18 protein-coding genes are annotated in these 20,707 nt (G+C 62.8%); all 18 read left to right on the top strand.

Features of this window, described 5'->3' with window-relative positions; all coding sequences use genetic code 11:
- Positions 1-113 precede the first annotated feature (113 nt).
- The 18 genes from ACIPZF_RS23710 to ACIPZF_RS23625 all read left to right on the top strand — a co-directional run bounded on the left by ACIPZF_RS23710 (position 114) and on the right by ACIPZF_RS23625 (position 20,529).
- Positions 114-1,472: a glutamine synthetase family protein gene (locus ACIPZF_RS23710; RefSeq protein ID WP_400803905.1), complete on the top strand. Its 1,359-nt coding sequence runs from the start codon at positions 114-116 to the stop codon at positions 1,470-1,472.
- Between the two features lie 48 nt (positions 1,473-1,520).
- The gene (locus ACIPZF_RS23705) at positions 1,521-2,882 is read left to right on the top strand and encodes an aspartate aminotransferase family protein (protein WP_400803904.1); all 1,362 of its coding nucleotides are present in this window, start codon (positions 1,521-1,523) and stop codon (positions 2,880-2,882) included.
- Positions 2,883-3,051: 169 nt separating this feature from the next.
- Positions 3,052-4,149 carry a polyamine ABC transporter substrate-binding protein gene (locus tag ACIPZF_RS23700; protein WP_400803901.1) on the top strand — a complete coding sequence of 366 codons (1,098 nt, stop codon included), beginning with the start codon at positions 3,052-3,054 and terminating at the stop codon, positions 4,147-4,149.
- 160 nt (positions 4,150-4,309) lie between these two features.
- Positions 4,310-5,404, top strand: a complete 1,095-nt coding sequence (locus ACIPZF_RS23695) for a polyamine ABC transporter substrate-binding protein (protein WP_400803898.1) — start codon at positions 4,310-4,312, stop codon at positions 5,402-5,404.
- 60 nt (positions 5,405-5,464) lie between these two features.
- Positions 5,465-6,607, top strand: coding sequence for a polyamine ABC transporter ATP-binding protein (gene potA, locus ACIPZF_RS23690; RefSeq protein ID WP_400803897.1), 1,143 nt, complete (start codon positions 5,465-5,467; stop codon positions 6,605-6,607).
- Entirely contained in the window at positions 6,604-7,524 is a 921-nt protein-coding gene (locus ACIPZF_RS23685; RefSeq protein ID WP_400803894.1) for an ABC transporter permease subunit, read from the top strand. Before potA ends, ACIPZF_RS23685 begins: the two co-directional genes overlap by 4 nt.
- Complete coding sequence (locus ACIPZF_RS23680) at positions 7,521-8,414, top strand: ABC transporter permease subunit (RefSeq protein ID WP_400803892.1); 894 nt, start codon at positions 7,521-7,523, stop codon at positions 8,412-8,414. Before ACIPZF_RS23685 ends, ACIPZF_RS23680 begins: the two co-directional genes overlap by 4 nt.
- Positions 8,415-8,653: 239 nt before the next feature.
- Positions 8,654-9,742, top strand: a complete 1,089-nt coding sequence (locus tag ACIPZF_RS23675) for an efflux RND transporter periplasmic adaptor subunit (RefSeq protein WP_400803889.1) — start codon at positions 8,654-8,656, stop codon at positions 9,740-9,742.
- Positions 9,739-10,806, top strand: a complete 1,068-nt coding sequence (locus ACIPZF_RS23670; protein WP_400803886.1) for an efflux RND transporter periplasmic adaptor subunit — start codon at positions 9,739-9,741, stop codon at positions 10,804-10,806. Before ACIPZF_RS23675 ends, ACIPZF_RS23670 begins: the two co-directional genes overlap by 4 nt.
- Positions 10,803-13,868 carry an efflux RND transporter permease subunit gene (locus ACIPZF_RS23665; protein WP_400803883.1) on the top strand — a complete coding sequence of 1,022 codons (3,066 nt, stop codon included), beginning with the start codon at positions 10,803-10,805 and terminating at the stop codon, positions 13,866-13,868. Before ACIPZF_RS23670 ends, ACIPZF_RS23665 begins: the two co-directional genes overlap by 4 nt.
- 237 nt (positions 13,869-14,105) lie before the next feature.
- Complete coding sequence (gene oscA, locus ACIPZF_RS23660) at positions 14,106-14,288, top strand: sulfur starvation response protein OscA (protein ID WP_264311110.1); 183 nt, start codon at positions 14,106-14,108, stop codon at positions 14,286-14,288.
- Between the two features lie 48 nt (positions 14,289-14,336).
- On the top strand, positions 14,337-15,341 hold the full coding sequence (locus tag ACIPZF_RS23655; RefSeq protein ID WP_400803880.1) for a sulfate ABC transporter substrate-binding protein: 1,005 nt from the start codon (positions 14,337-14,339) through the stop codon (positions 15,339-15,341).
- 185 nt (positions 15,342-15,526) lie between these two features.
- Positions 15,527-16,345, top strand: coding sequence for a sulfate ABC transporter permease subunit CysT (gene cysT, locus ACIPZF_RS23650; protein WP_400803877.1), 819 nt, complete (start codon positions 15,527-15,529; stop codon positions 16,343-16,345).
- 13 nt (positions 16,346-16,358) lie between these two features.
- Entirely contained in the window at positions 16,359-17,231 is an 873-nt protein-coding gene (gene cysW, locus ACIPZF_RS23645) for a sulfate ABC transporter permease subunit CysW (RefSeq protein ID WP_400803875.1), read from the top strand.
- Between the two features lie 3 nt (positions 17,232-17,234).
- The gene (locus ACIPZF_RS23640; RefSeq protein WP_008093195.1) at positions 17,235-18,224 is read left to right on the top strand and encodes a sulfate/molybdate ABC transporter ATP-binding protein; all 990 of its coding nucleotides are present in this window, start codon (positions 17,235-17,237) and stop codon (positions 18,222-18,224) included.
- 364 nt (positions 18,225-18,588) lie between these two features.
- On the top strand, positions 18,589-19,377 hold the full coding sequence (locus ACIPZF_RS23635; protein WP_400803873.1) for an energy transducer TonB: 789 nt from the start codon (positions 18,589-18,591) through the stop codon (positions 19,375-19,377).
- Positions 19,378-19,406: 29 nt separating this feature from the next.
- A complete protein-coding gene (locus ACIPZF_RS23630; protein ID WP_400803870.1) occupies positions 19,407-20,126 on the top strand; it encodes a MotA/TolQ/ExbB proton channel family protein in 720 nt (239 codons plus the stop codon).
- 1 nt (position 20,127) lies between these two features.
- Entirely contained in the window at positions 20,128-20,529 is a 402-nt protein-coding gene (locus tag ACIPZF_RS23625; RefSeq protein ID WP_400803868.1) for an ExbD/TolR family protein, read from the top strand.
- Positions 20,530-20,707 lie beyond the last annotated feature (178 nt).

Raw genomic sequence — 20,707 nt, 5'->3', positions numbered from 1 at the left:
TGCGGACACACGCAACCGCCGTGTATCCACCGTGCTCCTGCGCGGGTGTTTTGCTTTAGCAATCTACTCCATCCAGAATCAAGGCGCGGACCACCTTACCTCCTGAGGTATTTATGAGTAACAACCTCGACCAGCTCACCGATTGGTTGAAAGAACACAAGATCACCGAAGTCGAATGCCTGATCAGCGACCTGACCGGCATCACCCGCGGCAAGATCTCGCCGACCAACAAATTCATCGCCGAAAAAGGCATGCGCCTGCCCGAGAGCGTGCTGCTGCAGACCGTGACCGGCGATTACGTCGATGACGACATCTATTACGAACTGCTCGACCCGGCCGACATCGACATGATCTGCCGTCCCGACGAAAACGCCGTGTTTCTCGTGCCGTGGGCCATCGAGCCCACCGCGCAGGTGATCCACGACACCTACGACAAGAAGGGCAACCCGGTCGAACTGTCGCCGCGCAACGTCTTGAAAAAGGTGCTGCAGCTATACGCCGACAAGGGTTGGCAGCCGATCGTCGCGCCGGAGATGGAGTTCTACCTGACCAAGCGCAGCGAAGACCCGGACTTCCCGCTGCAACCGCCGGTCGGCCGTTCGGGCCGCCCGGAAACCGGCCGCCAGTCGTTCTCGATCGAGGCGGCCAACGAATTCGACCCGCTGTTCGAGGACGTCTATGACTGGTGCGAACTGCAGCAGCTGGACCTCGACACGCTGATTCACGAAGACGGCACGGCGCAGATGGAAATCAACTTCCGTCACGGCAACGCCCTGCACCTGGCCGACCAGATCCTGGTGTTCAAGCGCACCATGCGCGAGGCGGCGCTCAAGCACAACGTGGCCGCCACCTTCATGGCCAAGCCGATGACCGGCGAGCCGGGCAGCGCCATGCACCTGCACCAGAGCGTGGTGGATGCGGTCACCGGCAAGAACATCTTCAGCAATGAAGACGGCAGCATGAGCGAGCTGTTCCTCAACCACATCGGTGGCCTGCAGAAGTTCATCCCCGAAGCGCTGCCGCTGTTCGCCCCCAACGTCAACTCGTTCCGCCGCTTCCTGCCCGACACCTCGGCGCCAGTGAACGTTGAATGGGGCGAGGAAAACCGCACCGTCGGCCTGCGCGTACCGGATGCCGGCCCGCAGAACCGCCGTGTCGAAAACCGCCTGCCCGGCGCCGATGCCAACCCCTACCTGGCCATCGCCGCCAGCCTGCTGTGCGGCTACATCGGCATGGTCGAAGGCATCGCCGCCAGCGCCCCGGTGCAGGGCCGCGGCTACGAGCGGCGCAACCTGCGCCTGCCGCTGACCATCGAAGATGCCCTGGAACGCATGGAAGTCAGCCGCGCGCTGACCCAGTACCTGGGCAAGAAATTCATCACCGGCTACGTCGCCACCAAACGCGCCGAGCATGAGAACTTCAAGCGTGTCATCAGCTCCTGGGAGCGTGAGTTCCTGCTGTTTGCTGTGTGATCAACCCTGAGGCCGCCCGCCGGCGGCCTGCGGACCATGGAGAAGCACATGAGCGTCAAAAACCCGCAAACCCGTGAATGGCAAACCCTGAGCGGCGAGCACCACCTTGCACCTTTCAGTGATTACAAGCAGCTGAAGGAGAAGGGGCCGCGCATCATCACCAAGGCGCAGGGCGTGCATTTGTGGGACAGCGAGGGGCACAAGATCCTCGACGGCATGGCCGGCCTGTGGTGCGTGGCGGTCGGTTACGGGCGTGAAGAGCTGGTGCAGGCGGCCGAAAAGCAGATGCGCGAGCTGCCGTACTACAACCTGTTCTTCCAGACCGCCCACCCGCCTGCGCTGGAGCTGGCCAAGGCCATCACCGACGTGGCGCCCGAGGGCATGACCCATGTGTTCTTCACCGGCTCCGGCTCCGAGGGCAACGACACCGTGCTGCGCATGGTCCGCCACTACTGGGCGCTCAAGGGCAAACCGCAGAAGCAGACCATCATTGGCCGCATCAACGGCTATCACGGCTCTACCGTTGCCGGTGCCAGCCTCGGCGGCATGAGCGGCATGCACGAACAGGGCGGCCTGCCGATCCCGGGCATCGTGCACATCCCGCAGCCGTACTGGTTCGGCGAAGGCGGCGACATGACCCCGGACGCGTTCGGCGTGTGGGCGGCCGAGCAGCTGGAGAAGAAGATTCTGGAAGTTGGCGAAGACAATGTCGCCGCCTTCATCGCCGAGCCGATCCAGGGCGCCGGCGGCGTGATCATCCCGCCGCAAACCTACTGGCCGAAGGTGAAGGAGATTCTCGCCAAGTACGACATCCTGTTCGTCGCCGATGAAGTGATCTGCGGCTTCGGCCGTACCGGCGAGTGGTTCGGCTCCGACTACTACGACCTCAAGCCCGACTTGATGACCATCGCCAAGGGCCTTACCTCCGGTTACATCCCCATGGGCGGTGTGATCGTGCGTGACAAGGTGGCCGAGGTGCTCAGCGAAGGCGGCGATTTCAACCACGGTTTCACCTATTCCGGCCACCCGGTGGCGGCTGCGGTAGGCCTGGAAAACCTGCGCATTCTGCGCGACGAGAAGATCGTCGAGAATGCCCGCACGGAAGTGGCACCGTACTTGCAAAAACGTCTGCGTGAGCTGCAGGACCACCCGCTGGTGGGCGAGGTGCGCGGCCTGGGCCTGCTCGGCGCGATCGAGCTGGTCAAGGACAAGGCCACCCGCAGCCGTTACGAAGGCAAAGGCGTGGGCATGGTCTGCCGCAACTTCTGCTTCGAAAACGGCCTGATCATGCGCGCGGTGGGCGACACCATGATCATCGCGCCGCCTCTGGTGATTACCCATGCCGAGGTGGACGAGCTGGTGGAAAAGGCGCGCAAGTGCCTGGACCTGACCCTCGAAGCGATCCGTTGAGCGCCTGCTAGGCTAGCGAAGTGACATTAAGTCGTTACAAGGGGCTGCTTTCCTTGAAACAGCGCCTTGTAACTTGCCAGACTAGCGGCTGTTCCAGTCGCCCGGCGCTCTGCACCGTAGGTCCTGGCTGCTGAACAGATGGCTAAATAAAAATTCTGGAGCATGACGCATGAAGAAAATGGGCAAGACGTTGCTGGCTGCAGCCCTGATGGGTGCCATGGCCACCGCTGTTCAGGCTGACGACAAAGTACTGCACGTGTACAACTGGTCTGACTACATCGCCCCGGACACCGTGGCCAACTTCGAGAAAGAGACCGGCATCAAAGTCGTCTACGACGTCTTCGACAGCAACGAAACCCTCGAGGCCAAGCTTTTGGCAGGCAAGTCCGGCTATGACATCGTCGTGCCGTCCAACAACTTCCTGGCCAAGCAGATCAAGGCCGGCGTCTACCAGGAGCTGGACCGCGCCAAGCTGCCGAGCTGGAAGAACCTCGACCCGGCCCTGCTCAAGGCCGTTGGCGATGCCAGCGACCCAGGCAACAAGTTCGCCTTCCCCTACATGTGGGGCTCCATCGGCATCGGCTACAACCCGGAGAAGGTCAAGGCCGCACTGGGCATCGACAAGATCGACTCGTGGGAGGTGGTGTTCAAGCCTGAGAACATCGAAAAACTCAAGAGCTGCGGCGTGAGCTTCCTCGACGCCCCGACCGAGATGATCCCGGCCGCCTTGCACTACCTGGGCAAGCCGAGCGACAGCACCACCAAGCCTGACCTGAAGGCCGCCGAAGAGCTGTTCCTGAAGATTCGCCCTTCGATCACCTACTTCCACTCCTCCAAGTACATCTCGGACCTGGCCAACGGCAACATCTGCGTGGCCGTGGGTTACTCGGGTGACCTGGAGCAGTCCAAGGCCCGTGCCCACGAGGCCGGCGACAAGGTCAAGCTGAACTACGTCATTCCGAAGGAAGGTGCAGGCACCTTCTACGACATGGTCGCGATTCCGAAAGACGCCGAGAACGTCGACGCTGCCTACAAGTTCATGGAATACCTCCTGCAGCCGAAAGTGATGGCCGGCATTACCAATGCCGTGCGCTTCCCGAATGGCAACAAGGCCGCCACCGAGTTCGTGGAGAAGGACATCACCAGCGACCCGGCCATCTACCCGTCCGAGGAAGTGAAGGCGCAGCTGTACGCCATCAAGGCGCCTGAGAAGTCTGCCCAGCGCGACATCACCCGCAGCTGGACCAAGATCAAGTCGGGCAAATAACCCCGATGCAACACCTCTGGGCCGGGGTTTTCCGGCCCAGAGCCAGTGAATGGCAATTGTTGATTGCGGCATCGAGGCTGCGAAGGTAAGTTGCGCGCCGGTTTTACGCGCGCGGCAGCACCGCGCCGTTACCAGGGCACTGATTTTGAGGACTACCCACTTGTCTATTTCTGTATTACGCAAAGCCTTGATGGCTGGAGCGGGCCTGACGCTGGCATGCAGCGTCCAAGCGGCGCCTACGGTGCACCTGTACAACTGGTCGGATTACATAGGCCCGACCACGCTAGCGGACTTCGAAAAGGCCACCGGGATCAAGCCCGTGCAGGACGTTTTCGACTCCAACGAAACCCTGGAAGGCAAGCTGCTGGCCGGTAACACCGGCTATGACGTGGTGGTGCCGTCCAACCATTTCCTCGGCAAGCAGATCAAGGCGGGGGCGTTCCAGAAGCTCGACCGCAACCTGCTGCCCAACTATTCCAACCTTGACCCGGCACTGATGAAGCGCCTGGAAAAGAACGATCCGGGCAATCAGTACGCCGTGCCTTATCTGTGGGGCACCAATGGCATCGGCTACAACGTCGACAAGGTCAAGGCGGCGCTGGGCGTGGATACCATCGATTCCTGGGCCGTGCTGTTCGAACCCGAGAACATGAAGAAGCTGTCCAAGTGCGGTGTGGCCTTCCTCGACTCGGCGGACGAAATGCTCCCGGCGGTGCTCAACTACATGGGGCTCAACCCCAACAGCACCGACCCCAAGGACTACGCCAAGGCCGAGCAGAAGCTGCTGGCCGTGCGCCCGTACGTGACCTACTTCCATTCGTCCAAGTACATCACCGACCTGGCCAACGGCGACATCTGCGTCGCGGCAGGCTTCTCCGGTGATGTGTTCCAGGCCAAGGCCCGCGCTGAAGAAGCGAAGAAGGGTGTGAACCTGGCCTACGCCATTCCCAAGGAAGGCGGCAACCTCTGGTTCGACGTGCTGGCGATTCCCAAGGACGCCAAGAACGTCAAAGAGGCGCATGCCTTCATCAACTATTTGCTGAAACCTGAGGTTATCGCCCAGGTCAGTGATTACGTCGGTTACGCCAACCCGAACCCCAAGGCTGGCGACCTGATGGACCAGGCCGTGAGGACTGACGCCGCGGTATACCCACCGCAGGAAGTGCTGGACAAGATGTTCGTCAACAGTGAGTTGCCACCCAAGGTGCAACGTTTGATGACCCGCAGCTGGACCAAGGTCAAGTCGGGCAAGTAACAATCCAGGCCCGCTGACCAAGCAGCGGCGGGCACACAAATCTTGTTGGGAGTTTCACTCATGGCAGTTGCCTCCGGTGCCTATAAGAAAGCCCTCGAGGGTGGCCAGCAACCCAAGCAGGTGCTGGTCAAGATCGACCGGGTCACGAAAAAGTTCGACGAAACCATCGCCGTAGACGATGTGTCACTGGAAATCCGCAAAGGCGAGATCTTCGCCCTGCTGGGTGGCTCCGGCTCGGGCAAATCGACCTTGCTGCGCATGCTGGCAGGCTTCGAGCGTCCGACCGAAGGGCGGATTTTCCTCGATGGCGTCGACATCACCGACATGCCGCCCTATGAGCGGCCGATCAACATGATGTTCCAGTCCTATGCACTGTTCCCGCACATGACCGTGGCGCAGAACATCGCCTTCGGCCTGCAGCAGGACAAACTGCCCAAGGCCGACATCGACGCCCGCGTGGCCGAGATGCTCAAGCTGGTGCACATGACCCAGTACGCCAAGCGCAAGCCGCACCAGCTGTCCGGTGGCCAGCGTCAGCGTGTGGCCCTGGCCCGCTCGCTGGCCAAGCGCCCCAAGCTGCTGCTGCTCGACGAGCCGATGGGCGCGCTGGACAAGAAGCTGCGTTCGCAGATGCAGCTGGAGCTGGTGGAGATCATCGAGCGCGTCGGCGTGACCTGCGTGATGGTGACCCACGACCAGGAAGAGGCCATGACCATGGCCCAGCGCATCGCCATCATGCACCTGGGCTGGATCGCCCAGATCGGCTCGCCTGTGGATATCTACGAGACGCCGACCAGCCGCCTGGTGTGTGAATTCATCGGCAACGTCAACCTGTTCGAAGGTGACGTGGTCGACGACGCCGAAGGCCATGCGATCATTGCCAGCCCGGAGCTGGAGCGCAAGATCTACGTTGGCCACGGCATCACCACCTCGGTCGAAGACAAGCACATCACCTACGCCCTGCGCCCGGAAAAGCTGCTGGTGACCACCAAGCAGCCTGAATTCGAGCACAACTGGTCGCGCGGCAAGGTCCACGACATTGCCTACCTGGGCGGCCACTCGGTGTTCTACGTCGAGCTGCCGAGCGGCAAGGTCGTGCAATCGTTCGTCGCCAACGCCGAGCGCCAGGGCACCCGCCCGACCTGGGGCGATGAAGTGTACGTGTGGTGGGAAGACGACAGCGGCGTGGTACTGCGGTCATGAAACTGCGCAAGCTCAAGCGAGCCTTCCAGCGCATCACCCCGCAGGGGCGGCATTTGGTGATCGGCGTGCCGTTCATCTGGCTGTTCCTGTTCTTCATGCTGCCGTTCTTCATCGTGCTGAAGATCAGCTTCGCCGAAGCCGACGTGGCTATCCCGCCGTATACCGAGATCTACAGCTACGTCGAAGACAAGATCCAGCTGGTGCTCAACCTGGCCAACTACGGCCTGTTGACCGAGGATGAGCTGTACATCTCGGCCTACCTGGGTTCGTTGAAGATGGCCTTCTTCAGTACCCTGCTGTGCCTGCTGATCGGCTACCCGATGGCCTACGCCATCGCCAATGCCAAGAAGGAGACCCAGACGGTCCTGCTGCTGCTGATCATGATGCCGACCTGGACCGCGATCCTGATCCGCGTCTATGCCTGGATGGGCATCCTCAGCAACAACGGCCTGCTCAATGGTTTCCTGATGTGGATCGGCTTGATCGACCAGCCGCTGCAGATCCTCAACACCAACCTTGCGGTGTACATCGGCGTGGTCTATTCGTACCTGCCGTTCATGATCCTGCCGCTGTTCGCCAACCTGGTGAAGCACGACCAGAGCTTGCTTGAGGCCGCATCGGACCTGGGTTCGAGCACCTTCAACAGCTTCTGGAAAATCACTGTGCCGCTGTCGAAAAACGGCATCATCGCCGGCTGCATGCTGGTGTTCATCCCGGTGGTGGGTGAATTCGTTATCCCGGAACTGCTGGGCGGCCCGGAAACCCTGATGATCGGTAAAGTGCTGTGGCAGGAGTTCTTCAACAACCGCGACTGGCCGGTGGCATCCGCCCTGGCGGTAGTGATGCTGGCGATCCTGATCGTGCCGATTCTGCTGTTCAACCGCAGCCAGGCCAAAGAAATGGAGGGCCGCGCATGAAACGCTTCAGTTTCTCCAAGCTGATGCTGGTGCTCGGCTTGCTGTTCATCTACCTGCCGATGCTGATCCTGGTGATCTACTCGTTCAACGCCTCCAAGCTGGTGACGGTGTGGGGCGGCTGGTCGATCAAGTGGTACGTCGGCCTGCTCGACAACACCCAGCTGATGGGTTCGGTGATGCGCTCGCTGGAGATCGCCTGTTACACGGCGGTGGCGGCGGTGGCATTGGGTACCCTGGCGGCCTTCGTGCTGACCCGGGTCACCCGCTTCAAAGGCCGCACGCTGTTCGGTGGCCTGGTCACCGCGCCGCTGGTGATGCCCGAGGTGATCACCGGTCTGTCGCTGTTGCTGCTGTTCGTGGCCATGGCGCAGATGATCGGCTGGCCGCAGGAGCGCGGCATCGTCACCATCTGGATCGCCCACACCACGTTCTGCGCGGCCTATGTGGCGGTGGTGGTGTCGGCGCGGTTGCGTGAGCTGGACCTGTCGATCGAAGAAGCGGCGATGGACCTGGGTGCCAAACCGTGGAAGGTGTTCTTCCTGATCACCATCCCGATGATTGCACCCTCGTTGGCGGCGGGCGGCATGATGTCGTTCGCTCTGTCGCTGGACGACCTGGTATTGGCCAGCTTCGTTTCCGGGCCAGGTTCGACCACCTTGCCGATGGAAGTGTTCTCGGCGGTGCGGTTGGGCGTGAAGCCGGAGATCAACGCCGTGGCCAGCTTGATTCTGCTGTCGGTGTCGTTGGTGACCTTCTTCGTCTGGTTCTTCAGCCGCCGTGCAGAGGAGCGCCGTCGCAAGGCGATCCAGCAGGCGATCGAGGAAGGGGCGGCGGCCAATGTGTCGGCGCCGCAGGTCAAGCGGCCTGCCGCAGCGGCTGCTTCGGCCTGACGATCCTGAACTCTCAAGGGCAGCCCGATCCTCTGTGGGAGCGGGCTTGCCCCGCGAAGAGGTCATCTCTGAATGGCCAGGGCTCTGCCCTGGTTCGCGGGACAAGCCCGCTCCCACACACACACCGTGAAACAGCCGCCATACCCGCCCAACTGACCTCCATCAGTGTTTTTTCTGAACCCTGATCTACGCTAACAGTCGCATCCCACGAATCATTTGCGCGCAAGCTAGGAGCCTGCATGAGGGTGACGCGACCACTGTTGGCCGTAGGCCTGGGGCTGTTTGGCCTGCTCTCAGGCTGCGGCAAGGAAGAACTGCCCGAGGTCATGCCGCGGGTCGGTGTCGTACAAGTACAACCCACCGATTTTGCCGCCAGGGTCACGCTGACCGGCGATGTACAGGCGCGGGTGCAAACCGACCTGTCGTTCCGCGTGGGCGGCAAGATCATCTCGCGCAGCGTCGATGTGGGTGACCACGTCAAGGCCAACCAGGTGTTGGCGCGGCTGGACCCGAAAGACCTGCAGAACAACGTCGACTCGGCCAAGGCCGAGGTGTTCGCCGCCCAGGCACGGGTCACCCAGACCAGCGCTGCCTTCGTCCGCCAGCAAAAACTGTTGCCCAAGGGCTACACCAGCCAGAGCGAGTACGACTCAGCCGAGGCTGCGCTGCGCAGCAACCAGAGCGCGCTGAAAGCCGCCCAGGCACAACTGGCCAACGCCAAGGAACAACTCAGCTACACCGCACTGGTGTCCGAGGCCGATGGCGTGATCACCGAGCGCCAGGCCGAAGTCGGCCAGGTGGTGCAGGCGACGATGCCGATTTTCAGTTTGGCCCGCGATGGCGACCGCGATGCGGTGTTCAACGTTTACGAGTCGCTGCTGGTGGCGCCGCCGAGTGATGCGGGCGTAATCGTCAGCTTGCTCGACGATCCCAAAGTCCAGGCCCAGGGCTTTGTCCGTGAAGTGACCCCGACCGTTTCCGCAGAGAGCGGCACGGTGCAGGTCAAGGTAGCCCTGCGCAACGTCCCGCCGGCCATGCAATTGGGCTCGCCAGTGACCGCCACGGCCAATGCCCAAGGGCGGCCAAGCATCGAATTGCCCTGGGCGGCACTGACCAAGGCCTTGCACGAACCCGCCGTGTGGGTGGTGGGCGAGGGCGACAAGGTCGAGCTGCGCAAGGTCCAGGTCACCCGCTACCTGACCGGCAAGGTGGTCATCGCCCAAGGTATCAAAGGCGGCGAAACGGTCGTGGTCGCCGGTGGGCAGCTATTGCATCCGGGCATGCAGGTGGAAAAAGTCGATGCCAAGGATGGAGGAGCTGCACCATGAAGCGCCTGCTGCTGATTTGCGCCACAGGCGTGCTGCTGGCCGCCTGTGGCAGTGAGGAAGAACAACCTGAAACGGTGCGCCCGGTGCTGTCGACATTGGTCGAGGCCCAGGCGCAATCGCAACTGGGCCGCTTCGCCGGCACCATTCAGGCACGCTTCGAAAGCACCCTGGGCTTCCGAGTGGCCGGGCGCATCGCCCGCCGTTGGCTGGATGTCGGTGCCCAGGTGAAGCCCGGCGATACTCTGGCCACCCTCGATCCGACCGACCAGCAAAACCAGCTGCGCGCCGCCGAGGGCGACCTGGCCAGGATCCAGGCGCAATGGATCAACGCCCAGGCCAACGCCCGCCGCCAGCAACAGCTGTACGACCGCGGCGTCGGTGCCCAGGCACAGCTGGACATCGCCCAGACCGACCTGAAAACCACCGGTGCCAGCCTTGAACAAGCGCGCTCGGCCGTCAGCCAGGCCCGCGACCAGCTCGACTACAGCACTCTGCGCAGCGACCACGCGGCGGTGATCACCGCCTGGCAGGCCGAAGCCGGGCAGACGGTCAGCGCCGGGCAGGCAGTGGTCACCCTGGCCCGCCCCGACGTCAAGGAAGCCGTGATCGACCTGCCCATCGGCATCGCCGAGGCCTTGACCAAGGACCTCACCTTCACGGTCGCCTCGCAGCTCGACAACAGCATCAACACCACCGCCACCCTGCGCGAGCTCGAGCCCCAAGCCGATGCCGCCACCCGCACCCGTCGTGCACGCCTGACTCTGGCCAGCACCCCCGCAGCATTCCACCTGGGCACGGCGATCAGCGTGACCCTTACGTCGGCGATCACTCCACGTAGCGAGCTGCCCCTGAGCGCGTTGCTGGAGCGCGATGGCAAAACCCAGGTGTGGGTGATCGACACGCAGCAGAAAACCGTCGCCACCCGCGATGTGAAACTGGTGGAACGCACCGCCGACAGCATCGTGCTGGCCTCCGGCGTGCAGCCTGGTGAGCGGGTGGTCACCGCTGGCGTCAACAGCCTCAAGCCCGGGCAGAAAGTCATCTTCGACGAGGACGCGCAATGAAAGGAAGCTTCAACCTGTCCGAGTGGGCACTGCGCCACCAGTCGTTCGTTTGGTACCTGATGTTCGTTGGCTTGCTGATGGGGATCTTTTCCTACTTCAACCTGGGCCGCGAGGAAGATCCGTCCTTCACCATCAAGACCATGGTGATCCAGACCCGCTGGCCCGGCGCGACCCAGGACGAAACGCTGTATCAGGTCACCGACCGCATCGAGAAGAAACTCGAAGAGCTCGACTCGCTCGATTACACCAAGAGCTACACCCGCCCCGGCGAGTCCACCGTCTACGTCTACCTGCGCGACACCACCAAGGCCGCCGACATCCCGCAGATCTGGTACCAGGTACGCAAGAAGATCCAGGACATTCGTGGCGAGTTTCCCCAGGGCATTCAGGGCCCAGGGTTCAACGACGAATTCGGTGACGTGTTCGGCTCGATCTACGCCTTCACCGCCGACGGCCTGACCTTGCGCCAGTTGCGCGATTACGTCGAGCAGGCCCGCGCCGAGGTGCGCGAAGTGCCCAACATCGGCAAGATCGAGATGGTCGGCACCCAGGACGAAGTGCTCTATCTGAACTTCTCCACCCGCAAACTGGCGGCGCTGGGCATCGACCAGCGCCAGGTCATGCAAGCCCTGCAACAACAGAACGCCGTGACCCCGGCCGGGGTGATCGAGGCCGGCCCGGAGCGCATCTCGGTGCGTACTACCGGGCAGTTCGCCTCGGAAAAGGACCTGCAGACCGTCAACTTGCGCATCAATGACCGCTTCTTCCGCCTGGCCGATATTGCCGATATCGAGCGCGGCTACGTCGACCCGCCCTCGCCGATGTTCCGCTACAACGGCCAGACCGCCATTGGCCTGGCGATCGGCATGAAGGCCGGCGGCAACATCCAGGTGTTCGGCGCCGCGCTGGAAAAGAAGATGGCCAGCGTGATCAAGGACCTGCCGGTGGGCGTTGGTGTGCACACCGTGTCCGACCAGGCTGTGGTGGTAAAAGAAGCGGTCGGTGGCTTCACCAGTGCCTTGTTCGAGGCGGTGGTGATCGTGCTGGCAGTGAGCTTCGTCAGCCTCGGCGTGCGTGCCGGGCTGGTGGTGGCCTGCTCGATCCCGCTGGTGCTGGCGATGGTCTTCGTGTTCATGGAGTACAGCGGCATCACCATGCAGCGGATCTCGCTGGGCGCGCTGATCATTGCCCTCGGCCTGCTGGTGGACGATGCGATGATCACCGTCGAGGTCATGGTCACGCGGCTGGAAATGGGCGAGAGCAAAGAGGCCGCGGCGACCTTCGCCTACACCTCGACGGCATTCCCCATGCTCACCGGCACCCTGGTAACCGTGGCCGGCTTCGTGCCCATCGGCCTCAACGCCAGCTCTGCCGGTGAGTACACCTACACCCTGTTCGCGGTGATCGCCGTGGCGCTGATCGTGTCCTGGGTGGTAGCGGTGTTCTTCGCCCCGGTGCTCGGCGTGCATATTCTCAAGGCCGACAAACTCAAGGCCCACGAGGCAGAGCCTGGCCGGGTCGGGCGAGCGTTCGAGGGCGGCCTGGTGTGGTGCATGCGCCATCGCTGGCTGACCATCATCGGCACCATCGTGCTGTTTGCCCTGTCGTTGTTCTGCATGCGTTTCGTGCAGAACCAGTTCTTCCCGTCGTCCGACCGCCCGGAAATCCTCGTCGACCTCAACCTGCCGCAGAACGCCTCGATCGAGGAGACGCGCAAGGTGGTCGACCGGCTGGAGGCGCGCATCAAGGACGACCCGGACATGGTGCGCTGGAGTACCTACATCGGCCAGGGTGCGATCCGCTTCTACCTGCCGCTGGACCAGCAACTGCAGAACCCGTACTACGCCCAGTTGGTCATCGTCAGCAAAGGCTTCGAAGAGCGCGCGGGCATGATTGCGCGCCTGCAGAAATTGCTGCATGAAGAGTTCGTCGGCGTCGGCACCAACGTGCAGTCACTGGAAATGGGCCCGCCAGTGGGCCGGCCGATCCAGTACCGGGTCAGCGGCAAGGACATCGACCAGGTGCGCAAGCACGCCATCGACCTGGCCACGATGCTCAATGCCAACGAGCACATCGGCGAGATGATCTACGACTGGAACGAACCCGGTAAGGTGCTGCGCATCGAAATCGCCCAGGACAAGGCGCGCCAGCTGGGGCTGTCGTCGGAAGACGTGGCCAACGTGATGAACAGCATCGTCAGCGGCGCACCGGTGACCGAGGTCAACGACAATATCTACCTGGTGGACGTGATCGCCCGCGCCGTGGACAGCGAGCGCGGCTCGCCGGACACCCTGCAGAACCTGCAGATCGTCACCCCCAGCGGCACCTCGATACCGCTGCTGGCCTTCGCCACCGTGCGCTACGAGCTGGAGCAGCCACTGGTGTGGCGCCGCGACCGCAAGCCGACCATCACCATCAAGGCCTCGGTCAACGGTGACATCCAGCCCACCGACCTGGTGGCGCAGCTCAAGCCGAAGATCGACGAATTCGCCAGCCAGCTGCCAGTCGGTTACGAAGTCGCCACCGGCGGTACGGTGGAGGAGAGCGGCAAGGCACAGGGGCCGATCGCCAAGGTCATTCCGCTGATGCTGTTCCTCATGGCGACCTTCCTGATGATCCAGCTGCACAGCACGCAGAAGCTGTTCCTGGTGGTCAGCGTGGCGCCCTTGGGGCTGATCGGCGTGGTGCTGGCGCTGGTGCCTACAGGCACGCCGATGGGCTTCGTGGCGATTCTCGGCATCCTCGCCCTGGCGGGCATCATCATTCGTAACTCGGTGATCCTGGTGACCCAGATCGACGAGTTCGAGGCCCAGGGCTATTCGCCATGGGATGCAGTGATGGAGGCCACCAACCACCGCCGGCGGCCAATCCTGCTGACCGCGGCGGCGGCCAGCCTGGGCATGATCCCGATCGCCCGCGAAGTGTTCTGGGGGCCGATGGCCTACGCCATGATCGGCGGCATCATCAGTGCAACGCTGCTGACGCTGTTGTTCCTGCCGGCGCTGTATGTGGCCTGGTACAAGATTCGTGAGCCGGAGACCTCGGCCAAACCCCAACACTAAGCCCAATGGAGATCCTTGTGGGAGCGGGCTTGCCCGCGAAGACGGCGGTGGCAACACCATCGCATTCGCGGGCAAGCCCGCTCCCACAGAGCCCGCGCCATAATTTTGAAAATGGTTATATAAACATTCTTAAACAGTATTTTTAAGAATATCCGCGCCTCACTACTATTGCCCTCAAGCCAGGCGCAAATCCCCTCCAAAACCTCTGCCCGGCACCTCACTCACAGGAGAACGAGCATGAGTGCATCTTTGCGTAGCATCGACGGTCAGGACGAAGCCACCATTCTGCGTGAGATCCAGAGCGCCCTGCGCGATCTGCGTTTCGGTGCGGTGGAGATTACCGTGCACAACGCTCAGGTCGTGCAGATCGAGCGCAAGGAGAAGTTCCGCCTGCAACAGCCCGGCCACAAACCCGGCTGATACCGCCCCACCTTCAAAACTAGAAAAATGCCAATCGGGAGCTTCACCATGTCCATCCGCCGTTATGCGCTCGCCGCCCTGGCCAGTGCCGTTTTTGCCGGTTCCGCCATCGCCAAGGACTACGAACTGCTGAACGTGTCCTATGACCCGACCCGCGAGCTGTATCAGCAGTACAACGCCGAGTTCATCAAGCACTGGCAGCAAGCGCACCCGGACGACAAGGTGAAGATCCAGCAGTCCCATGGCGGTTCGGGCAAGCAGGGCCGCGCTGTGATCGACGGCCTGCGTGCCGACGTGGTGACCCTGGCCCTGGCCGGCGACATCGACGAAATCGCCAAGCTCGGCAAGACCCTGCCGGACAACTGGCAGACCCGCCTGCCGGATGCCAGCACCCCGTACACCTCGACCATCGTGTTCCTGGTGCGCAAGGGCAACCCGAAAGGCATCAAGGACTGGGGCGATTTGATCAAGAAGGACGTCTCGGTCATTACCCCGAACCCCAAGACCTCCGGCGGCGCCCGCTGGAACTTCCTCGCTGCCTGGGCATACGGCCTGAAACAGGGTGGCGAAGCCAAGGCCACCGAATACGTGAGAGAGCTGTTCAAGCACGTGCCGGTACTGGACACCGGCGCCCGCGGCTCGACCATCACCTTCGTCAACAACGGCCAGGGCGATGTATTGCTGGCCTGGGAAAACGAAGCCTTCCTGGCCTTGAAGGAAGACGGCGGCGCCGACAAGTTCGAAATCGTCGTGCCTTCGCTGTCGATTCTCGCCGAGCCGCCCGTGGCCGTGGTCGACAAGAACGCGCAGAAAAAGGGCAACGAGCAGATCGCCGAGGCGTACCTCAAGCATCTGTACAGCCCGGCCGGCCAGAAAATCGCCGCCGAAAACTTCTACCGCCCACGTGACGCGAAGGTCGCTGCCGAATACGGCAAGCAATTCCCGAAACTGGATCTGGTAACCATCGACAAGGACTTCGGTGGCTGGAAGACTGCACAACCGAAGTTCTTCAATGACGGCGGTGTGTTCGACCAGATCTATCAGGCGCAGTAATGCCATGGTGAAGCTGGGGCCGCGTTGCGGCCCATTCGCGGCGCAAGGCCGCTCCCACAGGGAACCGCGATCCAATGTGGGAGCGGCCTTGCGCCGCGAATGGGCTGCAAAGCAGCCCCCGGATTCAAAAGCCTGCACCGGCCCGGCATGACTGCCGGGCTTCGTGCGTTCAACCAGGGATTTTTATGTCACGTCGCATTTCCCCCGTCATACCCGGCTTCGGGCTGACACTGGGCTACACCTTGGTGTACCTCAGCCTGATCGTGCTGATACCGCTGGCGGCCATGTTCATCCATGCCTCGCAGCTCACCTGGGAGCAGTTCTGGAACATCATCAGTGCGCCGCGGGTGATCGCCGCGCTCAAACTGAGTTTCGGCACCGCCCTGTTCGCCGCCATCATCAATGGCGTGATCGGTACCCTGCTGGCCTGGGTGCTGGTGCGCTACACCTTCCCCGGGCGCAAGATCATCGATGCGATGATCGACCTGCCGTTCGCCCTGCCCACCGCCGTAGCCGGTATCGCCCTGACCGCCCTCTACGCCCCGCAAGGCTGGGTCGGCCAGTTCGCCACCGACCTGGGCTTCAAGATCGCCTACACCCCGCTGGGCATCACCCTGGCGCTGACCTTCGTCACCCTGCCGTTCGTGGTGCGCACAGTACAGCCGGTGCTGGCGGACATCCCGCGTGAGGTAGAGGAAGCCGCCGCCTGCCTGGGCGCGAAGCCGCTGCAGGTGTTCCGTCACGTGCTGGCGCCGGCCTTGCTACCTGCCTGGCTCACCGGCTTTGCCCTGGCCTTTGCCCGTGGCGTCGGCGAGTATGGCTCGGTGATCTTCATTGCCGGCAACATGCCGATGAAGACCGAAATCCTGCCGCTGCTGATCATGGTCAAGCTCGACCAGTACGACTACACCGGCGCGACCGCCATCGGCGTGCTGATGCTGGTGGTTTCCTTCATCCTGCTGCTGCTGATCAACCTGCTGCAGCGCCGCATTGAAACCCCTTGAAGGAGGCCCGGCCATGTCCAGTTCATCCCTGAGCACTACCGCCGCCGCCAATGCCGCGCGGCGCGGCAGTGCCACTTCGCGGCGCATCCTGATCGGCCTTGGCTGGCTGGTGTTCGCGCTGTTCCTGCTGCTGCCTTTGGTGATCGTTGTATCCCAGGCATTGAAAAACGGCTTCGGGACGTTCTTCGAGGCGATCTTCGAGCCTGATGCATTGTCCGCACTCAAGTTGACCTTGCTGGCAGTGGGCATCTCGGTGCCGCTGAACCTGGTGTTCGGCGTCAGCGCCGCCTGGTGCGTGAGCAAGTACACCTTCCGTGGCAAGAGCATCCTGGTCACCCTCATCGACCTGCCGTTCTCGGTGTCGCCGGTGATCGCCGGCCTGGTCTATGTGCTGATGTTCGGCGCCCAGGGCCTGTTCGGGCCGTGGTTGCAGGACCACGATATCCAGATCGTCTTCGCCCTGCCGGGCATCGTCCTGGCGACCATCTTCGTCACCGTGCCCTTCGTGGCCCGTGAACTGATCCCGCTGATGCAGGAGCAGGGCACCCAGGAAGAAGAAGCCGCGCGCTTGCTCGGCGCCAATGGCTGGCAGATGTTCTGGCACGTGACTCTGCCGAACATCAAGTGGGGCCTGATCTACGGCGTGGTGCTGTGTACCGCGCGGGCCATGGGCGAGTTCGGCGCGGTGTCGGTGGTGTCGGGGCATATCCGCGGCGTCACCAATACCTTGCCGCTGCACGTGGAGATCCTCTACAACGAGTACAACCACGTCGCGGCCTTCAGCGTGGCCAGCCTGTTGCTGATCCTGGCGCTCTTCATCCTGCTGCTCAAGCAGTGGAGCGAGAACCGTATTAACCGCCTGCGCCATAGCGCCGCGGAGGAATGATTCATGTCGATCGAAGTTCGTAATGTCAGCAAGCGCTTCAACAGCTTCCAGGCCCTGGACAACATCAACCTGGATATCCACAGCGGCGAGCTGGTGGCCCTGCTCGGCCCGTCCGGCTGCGGCAAGACCACCCTGCTGCGCATCATCGCCGGCCTGGAAACGCCGGATGACGGCAGCATCGTGTTCCACGGCGAGGACGTGTCCGGCCACGACGTGCGCGATCGCAACGTCGGCTTCGTGTTCCAGCACTACGCGCTGTTCCGCCACATGAGCGTGTTCGACAACGTCGCCTTCGGCCTGCGCATGAAACCCAAGGGCGAGCGCCCGAGCGAGAGCAAGATCGCCGAGAAGGTCCATGAGCTGCTGAACATGGTGCAACTGGACTGGCTGTCCGACCGCTACCCCGAGCAGCTTTCCGGTGGCCAGCGCCAGCGGATCGCCCTGGCCCGCGCCCTGGCGGTGGAGCCCAAGGTGCTGCTGCTGGATGAACCGTTCGGCGCCCTCGACGCCAAGGTGCGCAAAGAGCTGCGCCGCTGGCTGGCACGGCTGCACGAGGACATCAACCTGACCTCGGTGTTCGTTACCCACGACCAGGAAGAAGCCATGGAGGTGGCGGATCGAATCGTGGTGATGAACAAGGGCGTGATCGAACAGATCGGCTCGCCGGGCGAGGTGTATGAAAAACCGGCCAACGATTTCGTTTACCACTTCCTCGGCGACTCCAACCGCTTGGCGCTGAGCGAAGGCCACCACGTGCTGTTCCGCCCGCACGAGGTGTCGTTGTCGCGCCATGAGACCGAAGGGCACCATGCCGCCGAGGTGCGTGACATTCGCCCGTTGGGTGCGACGACACGGGTAACGCTCAAGGTTGAAGGACAGAGCGAGCTGATCGAGGCCGAGGTGGTCAAGGATCACGACAGCCTGACCGGGCTGGCGCGGGGGGAGACGCTGTTCTTCAGGCCGAAGGTTTGGCAGAAGGTGGCGGACATCTGATTCGTCAGGTGATGAAAAACCCGGGCATGGTCCCGGGTTTTTTATTGCCCGTGCGACCGCATTCGCGGGCAAGCCCGCTCCCACAAGGTTCAGCACCAGCCCTGTGGGAGCGGGCTTGCCCCGCGAACGAGGGCGCAGCCCTCGCATCATTTCAATGCCTTGCACGAATATTTCATATGCCCACAAGGCATCCCCAGATCGTCGCTCGCCCACACCCCGCGAAACCCGCGGGCTAGAGGGAGTGACTCAATTTAGTTATTCCATAATGCGCTAACTTTAACTTCAAACATTACTTTAAGAGCTAAGCCCCTGCCCCCGATGATGCAGCCACACACCTGAATCAAGAACCCCAGGAGTTTGATCAATGGGTAATGTCCAGACGGCCGTCAGGGCCTACGACCAGCCATGGCGCCCGGCCCCGGGTGACCTGGTCGAGCTTGGACGGACGCTTCGCCTGCCACTGGGCCAACTGCGCCTGCAACGCACCCCGGTCAGCGGCCTCAAGCGCAGGGACAAGCTGGCTCTCGGCCTGCTGGTGCTGGCCTTGCACGGCGCTGCCGCCTACTGGGTGAGCCAGTCGCCGACGCCTGAGCTGCCAGTGGTACCACCGCAGATTCCGCCCATGACCATCGAGTTCGCGGCCCCTGCGCCGCCTGTGCTCCAGCCGCCACCTCCGGCACCCGCACCGCCGGTGGTGGAGCCGCCGCCACCGGTGGTCGACGAGCTCGCCGCGAAGCCCAAACCGAAGCCGAAACCTGTGCCCAAGCCGGTCGCCAAGCAACCGCCCAAGCCGCAGCCCAAGCCGGTCGAGGCACCACCCCCTGCGCCCGCACCGGTGGCCGCCCCGGCGCCGCCCGCACCACCGGCCCCGGTGACGCCACCCTCGGCCAACGCCGCATACCTGAAGAATCCGGCGCCGGAGTACCCGCAGATGGCCCTGCGTCGTGGCTGGGAAGGCACCGTGCTGCTGCGGGTCGAGGTATTGCCCAGCGGCAAGCCGGGGCAGATTCAGGTCCAGAAGAGCAGCGGCCGCGACGCCCTCGACGCCGCCGCGCTGGCTGCAGTCAAGCGCTGGAGCTTCGTCCCCGCCAAGCAGGGCGACGTGGCCCAGGCCGGCTGGGTCAGCGTGCCGATCGATTTCAAGCTTCGCTAACTTTTCACAGAACATAGGAAGACATCACCATGAGCCTGCTGGCATCCCCCCTCGAATCCGTTGAAAGCGCAGTCATCTGGCTGCTGGTTGGTTTCTCTGTCGCCACCTGGGGCCTGGCCCTGGTCAAGGTCGTGCAGTTCGTGCGGTTGAAGAATCAGGACAAGCGCTTTCACCAGCAATTCTGGGCCGCATCGAGCCTGGATTCGGCCGCCGAGATCAGCCACGAACTGCCTGGCCCGGCTGCCCGTGTCGCCCAGTCCGGTTATGCCGCGATTGCCGTCGGCGATGCCCAGGCCAACGACCTGAGCCACGCCATCAACCACCAGGACCGCCTGGAGCGCGCCCTGCGCCAGCAGATCGTGCGTGAGCGCCGCTCGCTGGAAACCGGCCTGGCGGTGGTGGCCAGTATCGGCAGCACCTCGCCGTTCATCGGCCTGTTCGGCACGGTGTGGGGCATCATGGAAGCCCTCAAGGGCATCAGCGCGGCAGGCTCGGCCAGCCTCGAAACCGTGGCCGGCCCGATCGGCGCGGCACTGGTCGCCACCGGTGTGGGTATCGCCGTCGCGGTGCCAGCGGTGCTGGTCTACAACTACTTCCTGCGCCGCCTCAAGCTGACCGCCGCCGACCTGGATGACTTCGCCCATGACTTCTACAGCCTGGCGCAGAAGAGCGCCTTCCGCGTGCTGGTGCACCCTACCGTCCACAAGGCCCAGGCCGGTTTCACCCAGCCGGTGAAGGAGGCGTCCTGATATGGCCTTTTCGACCCAGGACAGCGACGAAGTCCTCAGTGAAATCAACGTCACGCCGCTGGTGGACGTCATGCTGGTGCTGCTGGTGGTGTTCATCGTCACCGCGCCGCTACTGACCAACGCCATCCCCATCAACCTGCCCAAGACCGAGGCCGTGGCCCCGGTGGAGCAGAAGGACCCGCTGGTGGTGAGCATCGATGGCGGCGGCAAGTTGTTCATCAACAAGGACGAGATCCAACCAGACCTGCTGGAAAGCAATCTCAAGGCGGCCAAGGCCAAGGATGCAGAGTTGCGTGTGCAGCTGCAGGCCGACGATGGTGTGAATTATGGCGAGGTGGCGCGGGCCATGGCGGCGATTGAACGTGCGGGGATCAGCAAGCTGGCGGTGATTACGGCGCGTTGATGTTCAGGGTTTTCTTCAGGCAAATGCTTATGGGCCTTATCTCTTGGCAGGGGTAGGCCCTTTTTTTATGCCTGTAGTGACCCGTGGGAGCAACTGTCTTCCACAAAACTTAAAAAGCTGCGCGGATTGAGCTGTGGGAGCGGCTTCAGCCGCGAACACGGGCGTAGCCCGTGCCATA

This window comes from Pseudomonas sp. NPDC089752 (assembly GCF_044748725.1).
In the GTDB taxonomy this organism is placed as follows: Bacteria; Pseudomonadota; Gammaproteobacteria; order Pseudomonadales; family Pseudomonadaceae; genus Aquipseudomonas.
The sequence above is the reverse complement of the archived record's forward strand: the minus strand, read 5'-3'. Positions and strand labels throughout refer to the sequence as shown.